Genomic DNA, 21,340 nt, shown 5'->3' with positions numbered 1-21,340 from the left:
CGGGTTTCGCGGCTCGACGTGGCGCGAACTGGCCCTATGTAACAGGGGAGTTACTCGCCAGGGTGGGTAACGGCCGGTTCGTGCTCGACTTCGATGTCGAAGCCGAGGATGCCGGTGGTGGCGAAGGCCGCGGGCGGGAGCCCGGCCGCAGGGTCGGCGGAGAAGACCGCGGTGGTGACCGCGGGGCCGCGCTCGGCCAGGCGGTCGCGGAGCGGACCGGCGGCGAGGGGCTGCACGTACTCGAGTTCGAGGCCGCGCAGGGCGATGCGGGCGGACCGGACGGCCTCGTCCTCGCGGTGCGCGTACACGCCGGTGCGGTCGCCGGCGTCGACGAGGCGGAGCAGGTTGCCGGTGTAGTGGCCGATGTCGTCGACCAGCACGCGGAGCCGCTCCAGGCGCCGGACCTTGTCCGCGATCGCGGGCCGCGGGTAGGTGAAGGCCGGGTGCATGTAGCTCTGCGCGGCGACGTCGTACCAGGGCGCCTCGGAGAACTCGAAGTCGAAGCCGAAGAGATGCCGGGTGCCCATGAAGAAGCCGGGGGCGAGGTCTTCGTCCGGCTTGGCGTTGCCCGGGCCGAGGAGTTGCTGCCACGAGCCGGGCATGGTCTGCCATGCCATGCGGGTGGCCGCGCCCTCGGCCGCGAGCAGGTCGCGGGTGCCGGCCGCGTCGGCCACGAAGAAGGTGAGGTTGGTGACCGACGGCCCGACGCGCCGCAGTTCCTCCGCGGTGAAGATCGTGTCGACGAGCGGGCTGCAGAACTGGAACATCGCGTCGCCGCAGCCGCGGTGGTCGATGTCCAGCACCACGCCGCTGATGCGGCGGACGAGCTCCTGCTCGATGGGGCCCGCGCCCAGGATCTCCTCGAACGCGGCGCAGGCGGCCGGGACATCGCGTACCGCCGACTCGATCTGCAGGCAGTTGCTCTCCAGGCGGATCGTCATGCCGCACCGCCGGCCGCGGAGGCCGCCAGGACGAGCTTGCCGACGGTGCCGCGGCTCTCCAGCAGGCGGTGCGCCTCAGCAGCCTGCGCGAGCGGCAGGACGTCGTGCACCAGCGGCGCCGACCAGCCTTCGCGTACCCCCTGCCAGACGTCGGCGGCCTTGCGCAGGACTTCGTCGCGGTCGCGCAGGAAGTTGGTCATGTAGCCGCCCGACACGGTGATCGAGCGCCACACCAGTTCCATCGGCGAGAACGCCTCCGGCGTACCGGACGCCTGCCCGAACACGCAGATGCGGCCGCGGTCGGCGACCGCTTTGAGGTTGCCGCGGAACGTCCCCGCGCCGACGCCGTCGACGATGTAGTCGACGCCGCGGCCGCCGGTCAGCCGCAGGATCTCGGCGGCGAAGTCGTGGGCGGTGTAGTCGATGACGTGGTCGGCGCCGGCCTTGGCGGCCACCTCGGCCTTGGCGGGACTGCCCACGGTGGCGAACACGGTGGCCCCGAGGTGCTTGAGCCAACTCACCGTGAGGCGGCCGGTGCCGCCCGCGCCCGCGTGGACGAGGACCGTGGTGCCGGGCGCGATCGGGTGCTGGTCGTGCACGAGGTAGTGCGCGGTCAGCCCCTGGAGGAGGACGGCCGCCGCGGTCTCCAGGCTGATGTCGTCGGGCACCGGCACGGCCTGCTCGGCGCCGACCACGGTGAGGTCGGCGTACGAACCGACGTGGGACGCCCGCTTGACCGGGGCCCAGGCCACGCGGTCGCCGGGCGCGAGGCCCTCGATGCCGGGGCCGATTCCGGTGATCACGCCGGCGCCCTCGACGCCCGGGACGAAGGGGAAGCCGGTCGCGGACGCACCGCGGCGCATGAAGACGTCGGCGAAGTTGACCCCGGCGTAGGCGGTCTCGACGAGGACCTCGCCCGGGCCGGGGACCGGGGCCTCGCTCGCGGCGCCGCCGCGGAATTCGAGGACGGACGGGTCGCCTGCGGCGACGGCGACGACTTCGGCCACGACGGTCTCCTCGGTGCGCGGTACGGGCGGCCCGGCGGCGCGGCGCCCCGGTCTGCGGGCGTCCGGCATCCGGTGCCGTCGAATAAGTGCGACGCATAGTTGCAAATAATCGATGCACCGGCAACGGGCACCGCCTGGTGTACGGGTACGCTGCCCGGCACCATCCGCCGCGCCCGGCCTCCCGCCGGGGGCCGACGTCCGAGGACCGAGGACCAGCGATGCCCGCACGCTCCGCCGACGCTCCCGATCCGGCCGTGCGCCGGGGCCGCGGGCGGCCGCCCGGCCCCGGCGCGGCGGTCCGGGACGCGGTGCTGCGCGCGGTCCGCGAGGAACTGACCGAGCAGGGCTACGCGGACTTCCGCATGGAGCGCATCGCGGAGCGCGCCGACATCCACAAGGCGACGCTCTACCGGCACTGGCCCACGCGTACCGCCCTGGTGCGCGAGGCGACCGTCGACTGGCAGCAGACCCACATCGACCCGCCCGACACCGGCTCGTGGCCCGGCGACGTCCGCGCGTTCTGCACGGCCTTCGCCGCGATGCAGCGGCTCGACTACTCGCTGGCGCTGCTCCGCACGATCGCGGTGGCCAACGTCGCCGATCCCGGCCTGCGCGACGAACTCCGCGCCGCCTGGCGGCGCCACGCGGGCCGGCTGCACGAACCGGTGCTGCGCGCCCGGCAGCGCGGCGAAGTCGCCGCCGCCTGCGATCCGGCCTTCGTGATCGAGATGATCGCCGGCCCGATGGTGCACCGGACCATGGTCATCGACCGGCCGCTGGACGATGAATTCGTTGCGTCCGTCGCCGAGTTCGTGATCGCGGCCACCTACCGCCCGCCGGCCTGACGGACCTTCGTACGGCCGGGGCGGCCTGGGCCCGCGGACCACCCCATCAGCGGATTTTCCGCAACCGACCGCCTGGTCCGGCGTTATGCAGGGCATGCCCATTTCCGGTGCGGAAACGGCCGTACCCTCCTTGCCTCCCGACCCCGACAGCGTCTCGCGGCCCGAGGTGCCGCCGGACCCCGGCAGGAGAGCCCGCCGGCGCCGCCGCGGGGCAGCCGCCGCAGCGATCGCCGGCGCCACGGCGCTCATCGCGGCGCACGGCGCCTACTACCGGTACTGGATCGTCGACGACGCGGCGGTGACCTTCGCGTACGCCCGCACCATCGGCGAAGGCCACGGCATCAGCCTCCAGGCCGGCGCGCCGTCCGTGGAGGGCTACTCCAACACCACCTGGCTCGTGCTCCTGCTGATCGGGCGCGCGCTCGGGCTGTTCGACCAGGGCGCGGTCGCCGGCTTCCCGGACTATGTGCTGTTCCCCAAGCTCCTCGCGGTGGTCTGCTGCCTGGGCACGGTGGCGGCGATGTACCGGGCCGCGGCCTGCATGGTGAGCCGTCCCGCGGTCGTCACGTTCGCGGCGGGGGCGGTCCTCGCGGCAGTCCCGTCGTACGTGATCTGGTGCTTCTCGGGGCTCGAGAATTCCCTGTACGCCATGCTCGTCGCCTGGCTGGCCGCGGTCATGGTGCGCGCCCGGGCCGACCGCACGCTGGAGCAGCGCACGCCCGCGATCGCCTGCGGGCTGCTGGCCTGCGCCGCCGCGCTCACGCGCCCGGACGGGGCGATCTACGCGGCCGCGTTCCCGCTCCTGGTGCTGCTCGCTCCCGGGTTCTCCGCCGCGCGGGTGCGGTCGGCGGCGGTCTCCGCGCTGGCGTTCGCCGTGCCGTTCGGCGCGTTCCTGCTGTGGCGGTACGCGAACTGGGGCCTGTGGCTGCCCAACACCGCGGTCGCCAAGGACCAGGGCCTGCCGAGCCCGGCGGATCTCGCGAAGGTCGGCGAACTCGTCGGCTACGTCGGCTGGCCGGCGGTCCTCGTCGGCGTCGGGCTGATCGGCGTCGCGCTCGGCCGGCCGTCGCGGCTCCGCGGACTGCTCCCCGGCCTGCTGATCCCGCTGGCCCTGGCGCTCGCCGGGTACGCCGTCCTGCAGGCGGACTGGATGCTGCAATGGCGGTTCGCCACCCCGGTGTGGCCGCTCGCCGCGCTCGCCGTCGCGGTGTGCGCGGCGGATGCGCTCGGCCGGGGCGACCTGCCGCGCCGCGCGGCCGTCGTCGCCGTGCTGACGGCGACCGCGATCTTCTCCGGCACGTTGTGCGCGCAGGCGGCGGAGCGCTTCCACGACAACCCCACCTTCCCGGTGTGCTGGGTCGCGGACCGCTACGGCCGCTCGTTCAACGGGCTCGCCGACATCGCCGGGCTGGACGACAAGGCCACCTTCCTGATCCCGGACATGGGCGGCACCGCGCTGACGAGCCGCCTGCGCCTCGTCGACTTCGCCGGCCTGGCGGACGCCGAAATCGCCCGCTACTACCACGAAGGGGACCTGTCCGGGCTGCGCGACCACGTCTTCGAGACGGTGCGCCCGACCTTCATCCGCACCGGCGGCGCCTGGTGGGGGAACGGCACCGGGCTGGCGAACGACCCGCGGCTGGAGCGCGACTACGAGGTGCTCCAGCGCGACCGGTACGACGTGGACGGCCGGACGTACCTGCGCAAGGGAGTCGTGGCGTCCCCCGAGGTCATGGAGCGGCTGCGCGTCGCCGCGGCGCAGGACGCCCATCGCGCCATGCGGGATGCCGGCGCCGACCCGCTCCGGGCGTGCGGCCCGGACATGCGCGCCGGGCAGACGGACGCGAAGGGCTGAACTCGGCCGGTCGGCCGGTCTGCTCGGCGGTCCGCCCGGCCGCTCGGCCGGTCGGCCGCACGCCTGCTACGCCACTCGGGTGTCACGCGCCAGGGGCTCGTTTCACCCGAGTGCCGTCGTGGCACCGCGATTTGTATGACCAACGCCTGCCGCCGTTGTCTGATCGTTCTCCTCGCCGCACTGCTCGCCCTCCCCTGGACCGTGCTCCGCGGTGCCGACCGGGCGGCCGCCGCAGTGGCCCTGCCGCCCGGCTTCGCGCTCGTCGACATGCCGTCCGGGCAAAGCGAGTTGCTGACCGACTTCGCCTGGACGCCGGACGGCGGCTACTTCACCACCGGCAAGAACGGCCGGCTGGCGTGGGTCTCCCCGGCCGGCGTACCGCGCACGATCGCGACGGTCGACGTGGACAGCAACGGCGACCTCGGCCTCGTCGGCGTCACCCTCGCCGCGGACTACGCGACCAGCCGCAAGATCTACCTGTCGCGCGCCACGGCGACCCGGGCGCTGCGCGTCGACACCTGGACCGTGGGGCTGACCGCCGGCGAGCCCACGTCCATCGGCGGCAGCACGGTGGTCGTCGAACTGCCCGGCAACGTCGCCGCGCACGCACTCGGCAACGTCGTCGCGGACGACGACGGGACGCTGTGGATCCCGGTCGGCGACAACTCGCACTACGCATACGTGGACCCGGAGGCGCTGCGCGCCCAGAACCTCGACCAGGGCTACGGCAAGCTGCTGCACGTCTTCCCGGACGGGCGCGGTGTGCCGTCCAACCCGTTCTACAACGCGGCCCAGCCCGCCTCGTGGCGCAGCAAGGTCTACGCGTACGGCTTCCGCAGCCCGTTCCGGTTCTCGCTGGACCCGGCGACCGGCGGCCCGGTCCTCGGCGACGTGGGCTGGAACTCGCGCGAAGAGGTGGACATCGTCCGGCCCGGCTCCAACTACGGCTGGCCGTGCTGGGAAGGCTCGGCCCAGACCCCCGGATACCGGGACCTGGACGCCTGCCAAGGCGTCGGCACCGCGATGCCGCTGTGGGACTACCCGCACGGCGCCCAGGGCAGCACCGTGATCGGCGGCATCGTCTACACCGGCACGGCCTACCCGGAGGCCTACCGGGGCTCGTACTTCTTCGGCGACTACGTCTCGGACCGGATCTACACGCTCGCCTACAACGCGGAGGGCAAGCTCACGCGCGCCCCGGAACCCGGCGGCTTCGGGACGGGCATCGGAGCGCCGGTGAAATTCGACGCGGCGGTCAACGGCGACATCGTGTACGCCGACATCGCGTCGTCCAAGCTGCGCCGCCTGGTGTACGCGGCGGGCAACCGCCCGCCCGTCGCGGTGGGCACCACCAGCACCGCAGCAGCGACCCGCACCGTGACCTTCGACGCGGCCGGCTCCTACGACCTGGACGGCGACACCCTCACGTACCAGTGGGACTTCGGCGACGGCAGCACGGGCAACGGCGTGCACGTCACGCACCAGTACGCTCCCCCGGGGACCACCCCCCTGACCGCGACGCTGACCGTGCGCGACCCGCTCGGCGCCTCCGACACCGCGACGTTCACCGTGGTCCCCGCCAACAACTCGCCGCAGGTCGCGATCGCCGAGCCCCCGCCCGGCACGCTGTACAAGGTCGGCGACCAGGTCAATCTCACCGGCACGGCGTCCGACCCGGAAGACGGGGCACTGACCGTGCACTGGACCACCACGGTCGTGCACTGCCGGGAAACCACCTGCCACGACCACGTCGGCACGTCCAGCGACGGGCCGTCCTACACGACGGCCTTCTCGGACCACGGCGACAACACCAAGCTCGTGATCACCGCGAGTGCGACCGACTCCGTCGGCGTCGTCGCGTCCGACACCTACACGGCGCTCCCCGACCAGCACCGGATCACCATCGCGAGCAACACGCCCGCGGCGTTCAACATCAACGGGCTCGCCCGGCAGCAGGCCGACCTGACCGCCGGGGCCGAGGTGTCGGTCACCGCACCGGTCACCGCGTCGGACGGGGTCGCGACCTTCTCCCGCTGGACGGACGGCGCGCCGCGTACCCGCGAACTGGTCATGCCGGACGGCGACCTCACGCTGACCGCCGAGTACCGCACGCCCATCGACGAGCGCTACGCGAACGACGCCGCGTTCCGCGCCCTGCTCGGCACCCCCACGATGCCGGAGACCGGCGACGCGAACCTGCGCTACCGGGACTTCACCGGCGGCCGCGCGTACTGGACCCCCGCCGCCGGCGTGCACGAAGTCCACGGCGCGATCCGGACCGCCTACCTCGCGGCCGGCGGGCACGTGCGCTTCGGCGCTCCCACGAACGACCAGACCGCCTCCACGGACGGCGTCGGCGCCTTCAACCACTTCACCGGCACCGGCGCGACCGGGGTCGCGTCCTTCTACTGGTCCCCGTCCACCGGCGCGCACGCGATCTACGGCGACATCCGCGCCAAGTGGACCGCCCTGGGCGCCGAACGCGGACGGCACGGCTACCCCACCACGGACGAGGGCACCACGGTCAACGGCCGGGGCCGCTACAACAACTTCCAGAACGGCGCCATCTACTGGCTCAACGCCTCGATCGGCGCGCACAGCGTCTACGGCGCCAACTTCGACAAGTACGCCTCGATGGGCTGGGACAGCAGCCTTCTCGGCTTCCCCCTGACCGACGAGACCAGCACCCCCGACGGCGTCGGCCGCTACAACCACTTCGAAAACGGCTCCATCTACTGGAGCCCCGCCACCTGGTCCCACGAGATCCATGGCAGCATCCGCAGCCGCTGGGCCGAACTCGGCTGGGAGCGCGGCCCGAACGGCTACCCCACCACCGACGAGGGCACCACGGTCAACGGCCGGGGCCGCTACAACAACTTCCAGAACGGCGCGATCTACTGGCTCAACGCGTCCGTGGGAGCCCACAGCGTCTACGGCGCCAACTTCGAGAAATACGCCTCGCTGGGCTGGGACAGCAGCGTCCTCGGCTTCCCCCTGACCGACGAGACCAGCACCCCCGACGGCGTGGGCCGCTACAACCACTTCGAGTACGGCTCCATCTATTGGACCCCCGCGACCTGGTCCCACGAAGTCCACGGCAGCATCCGTGCCCGCTGGGCCGAACTCGGCTGGGAACGCTCCTACCTGAAGTACCCGGTCAGCGACGAGTACTCGATCCCCGGCGGCCGCCGCTCCGACTTCCAAGGCGGCTCGATCCGCTGGAACGCCTCGACCGGCACCACCACGGCCGGCCCCTGACCCCACCCCGCGCGATACGCACCACAAAAACCGAAACGCCCTCCGGCCAGACATGCTGGCCGGAGGGCGTTTCGTCAAGGGTGGCGGGTGCAGGGTTCGAACCTGCGTAGGCATCAGCCGACAGATTTACAGTCTGCTCCCTTTGGCCACTCGGGCAACCCGCCGGGATGTCGTCCGCGTGCGGCGACGGGGACAACAATAGCGGACGACCTGGGGTGCTCCGCCACTCGGTTGCGGCGGGTGGTCGCGGCGTGGGGGCGGAGGGGCGGCGGGCTGGATACGCTGGGGAGTCGCGTGTCCGGTGGTGCCGGGCCCAGGGGGCCTTGGCGGGATGGGCACGCGGGACTCTGATCTCACAGAAAGCGAAGCTGACCCTTGGCTGACTCCTCTTTCGACATCGTGTCCAAGGTCGACCGCCAGGAGGTCGACAACGCGCTCAACCAGGCGGCGAAGGAGATCTCGCAGCGGTTCGACTTCAAGAACGTCGGGGCGCACATCGGCTGGTCGGGTGAGCAGATCGAGATGCGCGCCAACACCGAGGAGCGGGTCAACGCGATCCTCGACGTGTTCCAGTCGAAGCTGATCAAGCGCGGGATCTCGCTCAAGGCCTTCGAGGCCGGCGAGCCGCGGCTGTCCGGCAAGGAATACAAGATCTCCGGGTCGATGCAGGAAGGCATCTCCCAGGAGAACGCGAAGAAGGTCTCGAAGATCATCCGGGACGAGGGGCCGAAGAGCATCAAGGCCCAGATCCAGGGCGACGAGCTGCGGGTCAGCTCGAAGAGCCGGGACGACCTCCAGGAGGTCATCGCGCTGCTCAAGGGCAAGGACCTGGACTTCGCGCTGCAGTTTGTGAACTACCGGTAGGAAGTCCGTGCCGGTGGGGGCTGCGGGCGGTGCCTGCGGCTCCGGCGGGTGCGGGTGTGAGGTGTGGATCGTGGGCCCTGGGTTTCCCGGGGCCCTGATCTTTTTCGGGGCGGGGTGGGGTGGGAAGAGTCCTGGCGCCTTGGTGCGGGGTCAGGGCAGGGGGGCCGTGATGGTGGTGCCGGAGAGGACGGCTTCGGTGCGGGACGGGACGAGGGCCTCGTCGAGGCGGTTGGTGAAGCCGTCGTACAGGACCCGCAGGGCGCCCTCGTAGGCGAAGGGGACCAGGCGCTGGCCGGTGGCCAGGAGGGTCTGGGCGATCTGGAAGGTCTCCAGGAAGAGGCTGCGGAAGCGGGCCACCCGGCTGCCGGGGGTGACCGGCCAGCGGGCGATGACGGTGCGGTAGGCGTCCTCGTAGCGGCCGAGTTCGTCGAGGTGGGCGTCGGTGCGGCCGGTGACGCACACGTCGTCGGGGGCGCGGTGGAAGACGACGCCGGGCTCCGGGCAGCGTTCGAAGCACCAGCCGCGGTCGTGGATCAGCCGGAGCCACAGCGACCAGTCGACCAGGACCGGCAGCTCGGGGTCGAAGCGGAACCACGAGGCCGGGCCGTGCACGGCCGGGTTGCGGCAGACGACCGCGGAGGTGGGCACGAAGTTGGCGACCGCGAGCATGCCCGGGTCGTACGCGAAGTCGTACCGGTACGGCGAGACCTCGGGCATCCGGCCGGGCGGGCAGCGCCCGTCGGTGAGGACGCAGTCGGCATAGATGACGTCCGCGCCGGAGACCTCGAGGGCGGACAGCGCCCGGGCCAGGTGGCCCGGCAGGTAGAGGTCGTCGTCGTCGAGGAAGGCGACGTAGCGGCCGGTGGCGACTTCCAGGCCGGCGTTGCGGGCAGCGGCCTGGCCGCGGGCCCGGGCGTGCGACAGGAGGCGTACGGTCACCCCCGGCACGCCGAGCGGGAGGGCGGCGGCGATGTCGCCGCCGCCGTCGTTGACCACGACGATCTCGATCCCGTCCAGCCCGTCGGACGCCTGCAGCGCGATGCTGCGCAGCGCGTCCGCGAGGGATCCCGGACGGTCTCGGGTGGGGACGATGACGCTCACCGTTGCCGGCACGGCAACCTCCGCAGAGTCGGCTTCCCCGTGACTCGTACGCGCTCCGCGCGCCTGGTGGGCGGGGGGCGCCCGTCCGGCGCGCCGAGCGGTATGCGGCGAATATCGGCACGTCCGCGGTCCGGATTCAGCGCCGGGGCGTGCGGTTCACCCGGAAGGCACGCAGGTCCACCCGCAGGGGGGACACAGGAGGCGGGGCAGGCAGGTCAGCCGTACACGTGGCGCGGGTCGTCGGTGGAGACGATGTCGCGCCCGAGGGGCGTGAGCGAGATGGGGATCATCTTGAAGCTGGCCAGGCCCAGCGGGATGCCGATGATCGTGATGCAGAGCAGCAGGCCGGTGACGAGGTGGCCGAGGGCCAGCCACCAGCCGCACAGGATGATCCACAGGATGTTGCCGAGCATGGAGCCGATGCCGGCGGACGGCTTCCAGACCACCGTCCGGCCGAAGGGCCAGAGCGCGTAGGCGGCCATGCGGAAGGCCGCGATGCCGAACGGGATCGTGATCACCAGGAAGAACAGCAGGAAGCAGATCACGCCGGCGACGACGTAGCCGATGGCCATCCACAGGCCGCAGAGCACCAGCCAGATGATGTTGAGCAGGGTCTTCATTACGTCACCATCCCCGGATCGGTGCCGAATCACCCGTAGGACGCGCGTGCGGTTCCCTCGTACGACGCACGTGCGGTTCCCCGTGATTCGGGCTCAGCGCCCGGCCATGGCCTCCAGGCGGCGGATGCGCTCGGCCATCGGGGGGTGGGTGGAGAACATCTTGGACAGGCCCTGCCCGGGGCGGAACGGGTTGGCGATCATCAGCGAGCTGGTCGCCTCGATGCGCGGTTCCGCGGGGAGCGGGCGCTGCTGGGTGCCCATCTCGAGCTTGCGCAGCGCGCTGGCCAGCGCAAGCGGGTCGCCGGTGAGCTGCGCCCCGGACTGGTCGGCCTGGTACTCGCGGTTGCGGCTGATGGCGAGTTGGATGAGCGAGGCGGCGATCGGGCCCAGGATCATCATGAACATCAGCCCGAACAGGCCCGGGCCGTCGTCGTCGCTGCTGCGGCCGATGGGGATCAGCCAGGCGAAGTTGACGAGGAACATGATGACGCTGGCGAGCGCGCCGGCCACCGACGAGATCAGGATGTCGCGGTTGTAGACGTGCGCCAGCTCGTGGCCCAGGACGCCGCGCAGCTCGCGCTCGTCCAGGATGCGCAGGATGCCGGTGGTGCAGCAGACCGCGGCGTTGCGCGGATTGCGGCCGGTGGCGAAGGCGTTGGGGGCCTCGGTGGGCGAGATGTACAGCCGGGGCATGGGCTGCCGGGCCTGCGTGGAGAGCTCCCGGACGATCCGGTACAGCTCCGGGTTCTCCGCCTCGCTGACCGGGCGGGCGCGCATCGAGCGCAGCGCGATCTTGTCGCTGTTGAAGTACGCGTAGCCGTTGGTGGCCAGCGCCACGAACAGGGCGATGATCAGGCCGGTGCGGCCGAAGAAGCTGCCGATGAGCAGGATGAGCGCGGACATGCCGCCGAGCAGGACGGCGGTCTTGAGTCCGTTGTGCTGGCGGTGCACGGCAGGTCCTCTCGGTACGAGGAAACACGAAAGACGCAGAGAAATCGCCGGGAAAAATCAGCGGCTGCTTGTCTCTGATCAACGTGGGAACAAATCGCATGGTTCCCCCACAGAGCCGACGTCACGCCTCCGCGGACGCGCGGGGCACGGCGCGCCGGGCACGCAACCGGGCACGACGCCGGCTGCCCAGCCGGGTACGACAGCCCCGGACCGCCCGGGCACGGTCAGCCCAGCAGCCCCGGCACCGTGAGCACCTGCAGGACGATCTGCGGAGCCACCGACAGCACCACGCCGAGCACGAATGCCACCGCGATCGCGAGCGCGAACGGCATCGGGACGCGCAGTGCCCCTGCCGCACCCAACGTCCCCGGCCCTTCGGGGGTTCCCTCCGCCGCGGGCGGCGCCCCGGGCACCGGCGGCGCGAACAGCAGCGCCGTCCACACGAGGTAGTAGTACAGGCCGATCACCACGTTCACGGCCATCACCACGGCCAGCCAGCCGGTCCCGCCCGCCACCACCGCCTGGAAGACGGTGACCTTCGCGAAGAGCCCCATCAGGCCCGGCGGCAGCCCGGCCAGGCAGAGCAGGAAGAACGCCATCGCCAGCGCGGGTGCGGGCCGGGCGCGCAGCAGGCCGCGGTAGTCGGACAGCAGCCCCGTGGGCCGGTCGCGGCCGACCGCCGTGACGACCGCGAAGGCACCGAGGTTCATGACCGCGTACACCGCCAGGTACGCGACCGAGGCGGACAGCCGCTCGCTCAGGTCGGCGCCCTCCCCCGCGGCCGTGCCGAACGGCACCAGGACGTAGCCCGACTGGGCGATGGACGACCAGGCCAGCAGCCGTACCGCGTCGCCCGAGCCGGTCGCCACCCGCACCGCGACCAGGTTGCCGACCGTCATCGTCAGCGCGGCCAGCACCGCGAGCGCCGGTCCCCACACGTGCGCGTAGGGGCGCAGCGCGATGCCCGCGACCAGCAGCAGGCCGCCGAATCCGGCCGTCTTCGAGACGACCGACAGGTAGGCGGCCACCGGCACGGGCGCGCCGCGGTAGGTGTCCGGCACCCAGAAGTGGAACGGCACCGCGGCGACCTTGAACGCGAAGCCGGCCAGGGTGAGCGCCGCACCGGTCGCGGCGACGGTCTCCAGGCGCGGGTCCAGAGCGGTCAGCGCGGCGGCCACCCGGTCCAGGTACACCGTGCCGGTCGCGCCGTACAGCAGGCTGATGCCGAAGAGCAGCACCGCGGTGGCCGCGACCGACATCAGGAAGTACTTGAGCGCCGCCTCGCCGCCGCGTCCGTCGCGCCGCAGGCCGACGAGTGCGAACGCCGGGAGCGACAGCGTCTCCAGGGCCACGACCAGGGTGAGCAGGTCGCGGGCCGCGACCAGGGTGACCGCGCCGGTCGCGGAGGCGAGCAGCAGGAAGTGGTACTCGCCGCCCGGGACTCCGGAGTCGACGTCGCGCTCGTCGGCCCACGGGCGCGGCGCGGTCATCGGCATCGACAGCAGCACCACGACCGCGGCCGAGGCGATCAGCACGAGCTGCAGCACCAGCGTGAAGTCGTCGACGACGTACGAACAGCCGGGCGTCGTGGTCGGGTTCGCCGGGGCGCAGAACGTCGCGCGGGTATCGCCGTCGTTCAGCGGCAGCAGGAGTACGAGAGCAGCGGCCAGTCCGCCGAGCGAGATCCACGCGAGCCACACCTTGCGCGGACCGGCCAGGAACAGGTCGGCGAGCAGCACGACCAGCGCGGCGACGGCGAGGGCCAACGGCGGTGCCACGGCCGCCCAGTCGATGTCCTGCACGAGCGACAGCGAGTCGTGCGCGGAGGCGGTCGGCATGCCCTGAGGCGAGATCGCGACGGTCATGACCCGCCTCCCAGAAGCGCGCGGACGGCGGGATCGGTGACCGCGAGGACCGACGCGGGCCACAGCCCGGCGACCACGGTGAGCACCACCAGCGGCCCCCAGGCCAAGACGTCCACACGGCCGATGTCGGGCAGCGGTTCGATGCGGGCCACCGGCTCGGCCGCCACCGGACTCACCGCGCCCAGCCCGGGACCGGCGCACACCTTGCGCACGATGCCCAGCATGTACGCCGCGGTCAGCACCGTCCCGATGCCCGCCGCCGCCAGCAGCACCCGGTACAGCGGCCGGTCCAGCCCGGCCGCCGGGTCGTACGCCCCGTACATCGCCAGCAGTTCGCCCCAGAACCCGGCCAGCCCGGGCAGCCCCAGGCCCGCCACCGCGGCGAAGGCGAGCAGCCCGCCGAGCCGCGGTGCGCGCGCGTACAGGCTGCCGCCGATGCGGCCGATCAGCACCGAACCGCTGCGCTCCTTGACCGCGCCGGCCAGGAAGAACAGCAGGCCGGTGATGAGGCCGTGGCCGATGTTGACGAAGAGCGCGCCGTTGATGCCCTGCGGCGTCAGCGTCGCGATGCCGAGCAGCGCGAAGCCCATGTGGCCCACCGACGAGTACGCGATGACCCGCTTGAGGTCGCCGTCCGGGCTGCGCAGCAGCGCCAGGCACACCAGCGAGCCGTAGACGATGCCGACCGTGCCGAACGCCGCCAGGTAGGGCGCGAACAGTTCGGCGCCCTCGGGCAGTACGGGCACCGCGATGCGGATCAGCCCGTACGTCCCCATCTTGAGCAGCACCCCGGCCAGCAGCACCGATCCCCCGGTCGGCGCCGCGGTGTGCGCGTCCGGAAGCCAGGTGTGCAGCGGCCACATCGGCACCTTGACCGCCAGGCCGAGGGCGACCGCCAGGAACGCGGTGATCTGCACGCCGCGCGACATGCCGTCGCCCGCGCCGACCGTCAGCTGCGTGATGTCGAACGTGCCGGTGTGCGCCTGGACCAGCAGGAAGCCCAGCAGCATCACCGCCGAGCCGAGCAGCGTGTACAGGATGAACTTGAACGCCGCCGGGCCGCGCTCGCCGGGCGTGCCCCAGCGGGCGATGAGGAAGTACATGGGGATCAGTACGACCTCGAAGAACAGGAAGAACAGGATCAGGTCCAGCGCCGCGAACGTGCCGAGCACGCCCGCTTCCAGGACCAGCACGAGCGCAAGGTAGGCGTTGGTGCTGCCGCCCGCCGGAACTGTCCCCAGGCTGTGGACGGCGACCAGGAATGTCAGCAGCGCGGTCAGCACGAGCAGCGGCAGCGAGATGCCGTCGATGCCGACGTGGAAGTGCAGGTCCAGCGAGGACGCCCACACCTTGTCGGTCTCGAACTGCATCGACCGCGCGTCGTCCCGGTCGAACCCGGCCGCGAGCGCGACCGTCAGCGCGAGCGTCGCACCGCTGAACGCCACGCCGGTCCACTGCGCCCGCCGGCCCCCCGCACCATCCGCGCCCGCGCCCGCGGCCGGCTGCCCGGCCAGCAGCAGCGCGGCGCCGAGCAGCGGCAGCGCGATCACCACGAGCAGCACGACACTCATACGCCCACCGCCACTGCGACCGCGAGAACCACGAAGCCCGCGAGGAGCCCGGCCAAGTACACCTGCACGTTTCCGTTCTGACTGCGCCGCAGGCCGCCGCCCGCGAACCACGCGCCCTCGGCCGCACCGCGCACGTACCCGTCGACGACCTTGTCGTCCACGAACCGCGCACCCCGCGCCAGGACGCCCACCGGGCGGACCACGACCGCGTCGTACAGCCGGTCCACGTCGAACCCGCGCTCCGCGGGGCCGCGCAGCGGGCCCAGGACCCGCGCCGGGTCGGCGGCCGGGTCACGGCGCCACATCATGTAGACCGCCCCCGCGCCCGCCGCGAGCAGCGCGACCGCGATCAGGGACGTGCCGAGCCGCGGGGCCAAGTCGTAGTAGGCGTGCTCCTGGAGAAGCACCCCGGCATTCGCCGCGCCCTCGTCGTACACGCGGCCGTCCGCATCGCCCAGCCAGGAGGCCAGCCATGAATTCGGCAGGCCGATGAAGCCGAGCAGGACGGTCGGGACGGTCAGCACCACGAGCGGCCACAGCATCGCCCGCGGCACCGGGCCGCCATGCGCGCCATGCCCGTCGTGCGCGTCCTCGGGTGCCGGGGCCTCGGTCCGTTCCGGCAGCCGGTCCGCACCGAAGAACACCCGCAGCCACACCCGCGTCGCGTACGCCGCCGTCAGCCCCGCGGTCAGCAGCGCCGCGATCAGCACCAGCCAGCCGGCCGCCTGCGGCGCGCCGTCCGCCGACGGCCCGAAAGCGGTGTGCTCGGCCGCGCCCAGGACCGCTTCCTTGCTGAAGAACCCGGACATCGGCGGCACGCCGACCAGCGCGGCAAGCCCCGCGGTCATCGTCCAGAACACCACCGGAGCGCGGTGCCGCAGCCCGCCCATGTCGCGGATGCGGCCGCTGCCCGCGAGGTGGATGACCACGCCCGCGGCCAGGAACAGCAGGGCCTTGAAGGCGCCGTGCGTCAGCAGGTGGAAGACCGCCGCATCGCGCCCGCCCGCGGCCAGGCCGCCCGTCATGTACGCGAGCTGGCTGACCGTCGACCACGCGAGCACGCGCTTGAGGTCGTCCTGCGCGAACGCGGCCAGCGCCGAGAACACCATGGTGACCGCGGCGATCACCGCGAGCACGAGCAGCGTGGTGCCGGACGCCAGGAACACCGGGTACAGCCGGGCCACCACGTACACGCCCGCCGCGACCATCGTCGCCGCGTGGATCAGCGCACTGACCGGCGTCGGACCGGCCATCGCGTCCGGGAGCCAGGTCTGCAGCGGCACTTGCGCCGACTTGCCGGCCACACCGCCCAGCATGAGCAGCGTCCCGGCGGTGACCCAGGCCGCGCCGCCCGGCGGCACGCCGTCCACGATCTCGCCGATCTCGAACGACCCGCTGCCCACCCCGATCACCAGGATGCCGATCAGGAACGGCACGTCGCCGAGCTTGGTGACCACGAACGCCTTGACCGCGGCGGCCCGCGCCACCTCGGTCTCCCAGTAGTGCCCGATCAGGAAGTACGAGCAGACGCCCATCACTTCCCAGCCGACCAGCAGCACGATCAGGTCGCCCGTGTAGACCACCAGCAGCATCGCGGCGGTGAACAGCGAGACCAGCGCCGCGTACGACGAGTAGCGCGGGTCCTTGCGCAGATACGCCGCCGAGTAGATCTGCACCAGCAGCGCCACCACCGCGACCATCGCGCTGACCAGCGCGGACAGGCCGTCGATGCGCAGCGAGAGCGTGATGTCGAGGGCGCCGGTGGGCGTCAGTTCGATGCCCCGCGTGGTCACGCCGCCCGAACCGTGCCGGACCGCGACCCACGCGGCGAGCACGGCCGTGGCGGCCAGCGGGAAGACGGCCAGCGCACGCGCGGCGGCCGGACTGCGGCGGCCGGCCGCGAGGCCCAGCAGGGCGGCGAGGAACGGGAGTCCGGCGGCCAGGCCCGCTGCCGTGGTCATGCGGCCTCGTTTCCGGGAGCGGTACGGGCGGATGAGGCGGCGGACTTCGGACCGGCGCCCGGCTCGGCCAGTTCGCGCAGCGCCGCCACGTCGGAGGTGGCGCGGTTGCGGAAGACCATGAGCACGATCGCCAGGCCCAGGCCGATCTCGGCGGCCGCGATGGTGATGACGAACAGGGTCAGCGCCTGGCCCGCGTGCAGCGTGTCGCGCAGCCACATGTCGAACGCCACGAGGTTGATGTTGACCGCGTTGAGCATCAGCTCGACCGACATCAGGACCAGGATCGCGTTGCGCCGGGCCAGCACGCCGTACAGGCCGATACAGAACAGCAGGACCGCGAGGATCAGCGGATACACGAGGTGCACGGGGTCATCGCCTCCGGTCCGCGTCGTCGCCGCGGCTGCGGGACAGGATGATCGCGCCGATCAGCGCGGCCAGCAGCAGCACCGACAGCACCTCGAAAGGCAGCACCCACACCCGGAACAGGCTCTCGCCGGTCACCCGCGCCGAACCGTCGCCGGTCTCGCCCAGGTCCAGGTAGGCGGCGTGGAAGGCGTCCACCACCACGGTCAGCAGCGTCGCCGCGGCCGCGCCCGCGACCAGCAGCGCGGGCCACTTGGACGCCGAGTCGAGTTCCGCGGACCGCCCGATCGGGGCCCGGGTCAGCATCAGCCCGAACAGCAGCAGGACGACGACCGCCCCGATGTAGATGAGCACCTGCACCCACGCGATGAACTCCGCGGTCAGCAGCAGGTACTCCGCGGCCAGGCCGCCGAGCGTGACCACCAGCCACAGCGCGGCGTGCACGATCTGCTTCGTGGTGACCACCAGCAGCGCCGAGCCCAGCACCACGAGCCCGATCAGCACGAACGCGACCTCGGCACCGGTCGGCGACAGGAACCCGGGGCCGCCGCTGCCGGACAGGTCGGCGGCCGCGGCGAGCGCGCTCACGGCGTACCGTCCTCGGGCGCCTCGGACGCCTCGGACGCGGACGCCCCGGATGCTTCGGATGCGGCCTGCGCCTGCTCCTTCGCCAGCTTGTCCGCCGCCCGGCGGGCCATCGTCAGCTCCTTGGGTTCCTCGGCCCGCTCGTCCAGCGCGGGCGGTGCGGGCACCGTCCACATCCAGGCGCGCAGCGTGTCCTTCTCGTGGGTGAGCTGCTGGATGTCCTCGGTCGCGTACTCGAACTCGGGCGACCAGAACAGCGCGTCGAACGGGCACACCTCGACGCAGATCCCGCAGTACATGCACAGCGCGAAGTCGATCGCGAAGCGGTCCAGGACGTTGCGCGTGCGGTCGCGCGCGCCCGGCTCCTTGGCCGGCACGACTTCCTTGTGCGAGTCGATGTAGATGCACCAGTCCGGGCACTCGCGCGCGCACAGCATGCAGACCGTGCAGTTCTCCTCGAACAGCGCGATGACCCCGCGGGAGCGGGGCGGCAGTTCCGGCAGCACCTCGGGATACCCCTGGGTGACGGAACGCTTCGTCATGGTCCGCAACGTGACGGCCAGGCCCTTGGCCAGGCCGGCACCGGGGAACTTGGACATGCGCGTCATGCGGTGGCCACCCTCACGATGCCGGTGAGCACGAGCTGCCCGAGGGCCAGCGGGATCAGGCCGGTCCAGGCGAGCTTCTGCAGCTGGTCCTCGCGCAGCCGCGGATAGCTGACCCGCAGCCAGATGACCACGAACGCGAGCAGGCCGGTCTTGAGCAGCGTCCACAGCCAACCGACATCGCCGGACCACGGGCCGTGCCAGCCGCCCAGGAAAAGCACGGTGGTCAGCGCGCAGAGCACCAGGATCCCGGCGTACTCGGCGAGCAGGAACAGGGCGAAGCGCAGGCCGGTGTACTCGGTGTACGCGCCGAAGATGATCTCCGAGTCGGCCACCGGCATGTCGAACGGCGGCCGCTGCAGTTCGGCGAGGCCGGCGGTGAAGAACACCACCGCGCCGACCGCCTGCCAGGGCAGCCACCACCACTGCCACTCGCCGAGGATGCCGGTCAGCGACAGCGTGCCGGCGGCCATCGCGACGGATGCGGCGGCCAGCAGCATCGGCAGCTCGTACGCCATCAGCTGCGCGGCGGTGCGCAGGGCACCGAGCAGCGAGAACTTGTTGGCGGACGCCCAGCCCGCCATGAGCGAGCCGAGCACCCCGACGCCCATCACCGCGAGGACGAAGAACACGCCCGCGTCGATGCTGCGGCCGACCAGGTCGCCGGGACCCAGCGGGATGGCGATCAGCACCACCATGTACGGGATCAGCGCGACGGCCGGAGCGAGCCGGAAGACCCGGCGGTCGGCACCGGCCGGCACCACGTCTTCCTTTTGGGCGAACTTCACCCCGTCCGCGACCAGTTGCGCCCAGCCGTGGAAGCCGCCCGCGTAGATCGGGCCGACCCGGGCCTGCATGTGGCCCATGACCTTGTGCTCGGTCTGGCCGATGACCAGGGGGAGGACGAGGAAGCAGAGGAGGACGAGGACAAGGCGGACGAGAACCTCGAAGAGGGTCACGCGCCCTCCTGGGGAGGAGTGGGTTCGTCAGCGGACGGGGCGGGCTCGCCGGGTTCCACGGGCGCGGACGGTTCCGGCGCCGCAGCCGGATCGGCCGTCCCCGCTTGGCTCGCCGAGCCCTCCGATGCGCTGCGGCTGCGGCGCGGGCGGTCCGGGCGTGGCGGGCGGTCGCCGGGGGTGCGGTCGGCGCGGCCGGGGCGCGGGGCGCGTTCGGCAGGGGGCTCCGGAGGCGCCTGGCCGGCCAGCGGGCCCCACTCGTTGGGGTCGGGGACGCCGGGCGGCAGTATCCGCCGCCGGCCCGGGGCGCGGGCGGCGCCGCCCTCGTGGGCGTCGGACTCGCCCGGCTCCTTGGCGCCCGGCCACGGCTTGGCGACGCGCGAGGCGAGCACGAAGTCCTTGCGCAGCGGGTGGCCCTCGAAGCCGTCCGGCAGCAGCAGCGGGGCCGGGTGCGGGTGGTCGTCGAACGTGATGCCGAACATCTCGGCGGTCTCGCGCTCGTGCCAGGCCGCTCCCGCGTACACGCCGGTCGCGGTCGGCAGGTGCGGGTCCTCGTGCGGGATGCGGGTGCGCAGCAGCATCCGCGGACCCGGGGCGGTGCACAGGTGGGCGACCACGGTGAAGCCGTCGGCGGTCTCGTCGACCGCGGTGAGCCAGTCGAAGTACGTCAGGCCCAGGATGTCGCGGGCCGCGGTCAGCGCGGCGGTCCAGTTCTCCGCGGGAACGTCCGCGGTCGGCAGGCCGTACGCGTCGGACACCGCGGCGTCGCCGAGCGCGCCGCGGATCTCGTCGGGTGTCACACCGCACCGCCGTCCGCGGGAGAGGGCGGCCGGACGAGCGGCCGGCGCAGGGCGTTGTCGGGCACGGCATGGGCGGGCAGCGCCGCGGCCGTCGCCTCATCGGGTCCGGCGGAGAGCACCGCGCCGCTGTCGCGCTTGGCGCGGGCCACCGACTTGGCGCGCTCGCCGCGCGCCAGGCCGGCCCGGGCCGGGGTGCCGTCCCCATCACCCGCGGGGCCCGCGTAGCGGTCCGCGAGCGACTCGCCGGCGATCTTCTCCTGGAGCTTGAGGATGCCCTGCAGCAGCGCCTCGGGCCGCGGCGGGCAGCCCGGCACGTAGACGTCCACCGGGATGATCTGGTCGACGCCCTTGGTGACGCTGTACGAATCCCAGTAGGGGCCGCCGCAGTTGGCGCAGGAGCCGAACGAGATGACGTACTTGGGCTCCGGCATCTGCTCGTACAGGCGCTTGATGGCCGGCGCCATCTTGTCCGTCACGGTGCCCGACACGATCATCAGGTCGGCCTGCCGAGGCCCGGGCGCGAACGGGATCACGCCGAGCCGGATGAAGTCGTGCTTGGCCATCGACGAGGCGATGAACTCGATGGCGCAGCAGGCCAGCCCGAAGTTGAAGACCCACAGCGAATAGCGGCGCCCCCAGTTGAGCACCAGCCGGACCGGGTCCGGCGCGAGCCGCGAGAGCGGCCCGAGCGTGGGCGTCGGAAGGCTCACCGGCCCACTCGCCGGCCCACCGGCAGGACGGCGGGTCAGGTCCACGTCAGCACGCCCTTCCGCCACGCGTACAGCAGTCCGACGGCCAGGAAGCCGACGAAGACGAACATCTCGACCAGCGTGGTGGCGCCGAAGCCCGGGTCGGCGAAGACGGTCGCCCACGGGAACAGGTAGATGGCGTCCACTGCGAAGATCACGTACAGGTAGGCGTAGATGTAGTAGCGGATGTGCGTCTGGGCCCAGCCCTCGCCGACCGGGTCGACGCCGCACTCGTACGTCATGAGCTTCTCGACGGACGGCGCGTCCGGGCGCAGCAGCCGGTTCGCGGAGAACGCGGCGGCGACGAAGCCCGCGCCCACGAGCAGGACGAGGCCGACGAGCCCGTACGTACTGAAGTAGCCGTGTGCGGTCACCCTGGTACGTCCTCTCGCTGCCCTTCCGTTGCCCTTGTGGCACGGGAGTCTAGGGGGATTGGCCCCGGA

General features: G+C 72.3%; 19 protein-coding genes and 1 tRNA gene. 4 read left to right on the top strand and 16 right to left on the bottom strand.

The features are described 5' to 3' along the window. Positions 1 to 50 precede the first annotated feature (50 nt). Entirely contained in the window at positions 51 to 941 is an 891-nt protein-coding gene (locus LZ495_RS35770; protein ID WP_235057317.1) for a hypothetical protein, read from the bottom strand. After that, positions 938 to 1,948, bottom strand: coding sequence for a quinone oxidoreductase family protein (locus LZ495_RS35765; protein ID WP_235057316.1), 1,011 nt, complete (start codon positions 1,946 to 1,948; stop codon positions 938 to 940). Before LZ495_RS35765 ends, LZ495_RS35770 begins: the two co-directional genes overlap by 4 nt. 218 nt (positions 1,949 to 2,166) lie before the next feature. Here LZ495_RS35765 and LZ495_RS35760 point away from each other — a divergent pair, with 218 nt between their 5' ends. The 3 genes from LZ495_RS35760 (at position 2,167) to LZ495_RS35750 (ending at position 7,906) form a co-directional block, all read left to right on the top strand. Further along, the gene (locus tag LZ495_RS35760) at positions 2,167 to 2,793 is read left to right on the top strand and encodes a TetR/AcrR family transcriptional regulator (RefSeq protein ID WP_235057315.1); all 627 of its coding nucleotides are present in this window, start codon (positions 2,167 to 2,169) and stop codon (positions 2,791 to 2,793) included. 130 nt (positions 2,794 to 2,923) lie between these two features. Then, entirely contained in the window at positions 2,924 to 4,648 is a 1,725-nt protein-coding gene (locus tag LZ495_RS35755) for a hypothetical protein (protein WP_235057314.1), read from the top strand. A gap of 135 nt (positions 4,649 to 4,783) precedes the next feature. Further along, the gene (locus tag LZ495_RS35750; RefSeq protein ID WP_235057313.1) at positions 4,784 to 7,906 is read left to right on the top strand and encodes a PQQ-dependent sugar dehydrogenase; all 3,123 of its coding nucleotides are present in this window, start codon (positions 4,784 to 4,786) and stop codon (positions 7,904 to 7,906) included. 81 nt (positions 7,907 to 7,987) lie between these two features. Here LZ495_RS35750 and LZ495_RS35745 read toward each other — a convergent pair. Further along, positions 7,988 to 8,070: transfer RNA gene (locus LZ495_RS35745), tRNA-Tyr, on the bottom strand. Between the two features lie 211 nt (positions 8,071 to 8,281). Between LZ495_RS35745 and LZ495_RS35740 the strand changes: the two genes are divergently transcribed. Beyond that, positions 8,282 to 8,770 (top strand): YajQ family cyclic di-GMP-binding protein, encoded by a 489-nt coding sequence (locus LZ495_RS35740; protein ID WP_235057312.1) that lies wholly within the window; start codon positions 8,282 to 8,284, stop codon positions 8,768 to 8,770. A gap of 150 nt (positions 8,771 to 8,920) precedes the next feature. On the opposite strand, the gene LZ495_RS35735 is transcribed toward LZ495_RS35740, so the two are convergent. The 13 genes from LZ495_RS35735 to LZ495_RS35675 form a co-directional block, all read right to left on the bottom strand. Beyond that, positions 8,921 to 9,883, bottom strand: coding sequence for a glycosyltransferase family 2 protein (locus LZ495_RS35735; protein WP_308268691.1), 963 nt, complete (start codon positions 9,881 to 9,883; stop codon positions 8,921 to 8,923). Positions 9,884 to 10,086: 203 nt separating this feature from the next. Continuing rightward, positions 10,087 to 10,491: a YccF domain-containing protein gene (locus tag LZ495_RS35730; protein WP_235057311.1), complete on the bottom strand. Its 405-nt coding sequence runs from the start codon at positions 10,489 to 10,491 to the stop codon at positions 10,087 to 10,089. Positions 10,492 to 10,584: 93 nt separating this feature from the next. Further along, positions 10,585 to 11,442, bottom strand: a complete 858-nt coding sequence (gene htpX / locus LZ495_RS35725) for a zinc metalloprotease HtpX (protein ID WP_235057310.1) — start codon at positions 11,440 to 11,442, stop codon at positions 10,585 to 10,587. A 224-nt stretch (positions 11,443 to 11,666) separates the two neighbouring features. After that, entirely contained in the window at positions 11,667 to 13,307 is a 1,641-nt protein-coding gene (locus LZ495_RS35720; protein ID WP_235057309.1) for an NADH-quinone oxidoreductase subunit N, read from the bottom strand. After that, a complete protein-coding gene (locus LZ495_RS35715; RefSeq protein WP_235057308.1) occupies positions 13,304 to 14,878 on the bottom strand; it encodes a complex I subunit 4 family protein in 1,575 nt (524 codons plus the stop codon). The genes LZ495_RS35720 and LZ495_RS35715 overlap by 4 nt, the downstream gene beginning before the upstream one ends. Continuing rightward, positions 14,875 to 16,839 carry an NADH-quinone oxidoreductase subunit 5 family protein gene (locus tag LZ495_RS35710; RefSeq protein ID WP_235057307.1) on the bottom strand — a complete coding sequence of 655 codons (1,965 nt, stop codon included), beginning with the start codon at positions 16,837 to 16,839 and terminating at the stop codon, positions 14,875 to 14,877. The genes LZ495_RS35715 and LZ495_RS35710 overlap by 4 nt, the downstream gene beginning before the upstream one ends. Continuing rightward, positions 16,836 to 17,204: an NADH-quinone oxidoreductase subunit NuoK gene (gene nuoK, locus LZ495_RS35705; RefSeq protein ID WP_235057306.1), complete on the bottom strand. Its 369-nt coding sequence runs from the start codon at positions 17,202 to 17,204 to the stop codon at positions 16,836 to 16,838. The genes LZ495_RS35710 and nuoK overlap by 4 nt, the downstream gene beginning before the upstream one ends. Positions 17,205 to 17,208: 4 nt before the next feature. Further along, on the bottom strand, positions 17,209 to 17,790 hold the full coding sequence (locus LZ495_RS35700) for an NADH-quinone oxidoreductase subunit J family protein (RefSeq protein ID WP_235057305.1): 582 nt from the start codon (positions 17,788 to 17,790) through the stop codon (positions 17,209 to 17,211). Continuing rightward, positions 17,787 to 18,386 (bottom strand): NuoI/complex I 23 kDa subunit family protein, encoded by a 600-nt coding sequence (locus LZ495_RS35695; protein ID WP_235057353.1) that lies wholly within the window; start codon positions 18,384 to 18,386, stop codon positions 17,787 to 17,789. Before LZ495_RS35695 ends, LZ495_RS35700 begins: the two co-directional genes overlap by 4 nt. 5 nt (positions 18,387 to 18,391) lie before the next feature. Next, complete coding sequence (locus tag LZ495_RS35690) at positions 18,392 to 19,351, bottom strand: complex I subunit 1/NuoH family protein (RefSeq protein WP_235057304.1); 960 nt, start codon at positions 19,349 to 19,351, stop codon at positions 18,392 to 18,394. Further along, on the bottom strand, positions 19,348 to 20,148 hold the full coding sequence (locus tag LZ495_RS35685; RefSeq protein ID WP_235057303.1) for an NADH-quinone oxidoreductase subunit C: 801 nt from the start codon (positions 20,146 to 20,148) through the stop codon (positions 19,348 to 19,350). The genes LZ495_RS35690 and LZ495_RS35685 overlap by 4 nt, the downstream gene beginning before the upstream one ends. Then, positions 20,145 to 20,903 carry an NADH-quinone oxidoreductase subunit B gene (locus LZ495_RS35680; protein ID WP_372498697.1) on the bottom strand — a complete coding sequence of 253 codons (759 nt, stop codon included), beginning with the start codon at positions 20,901 to 20,903 and terminating at the stop codon, positions 20,145 to 20,147. Before LZ495_RS35680 ends, LZ495_RS35685 begins: the two co-directional genes overlap by 4 nt. Next, positions 20,894 to 21,271, bottom strand: coding sequence for an NADH-quinone oxidoreductase subunit A (locus LZ495_RS35675; protein WP_235057301.1), 378 nt, complete (start codon positions 21,269 to 21,271; stop codon positions 20,894 to 20,896). Before LZ495_RS35675 ends, LZ495_RS35680 begins: the two co-directional genes overlap by 10 nt. Positions 21,272 to 21,340: the final 69 nt, after the last annotated feature.

Origin of the sequence: Yinghuangia soli (assembly GCF_021502675.1) — a bacterium.
Lineage (GTDB): Bacteria > Actinomycetota > Actinomycetes > Streptomycetales > Streptomycetaceae > Yinghuangia > Yinghuangia soli.
This window is presented reverse-complemented; position numbering and strand designations above follow the sequence as displayed.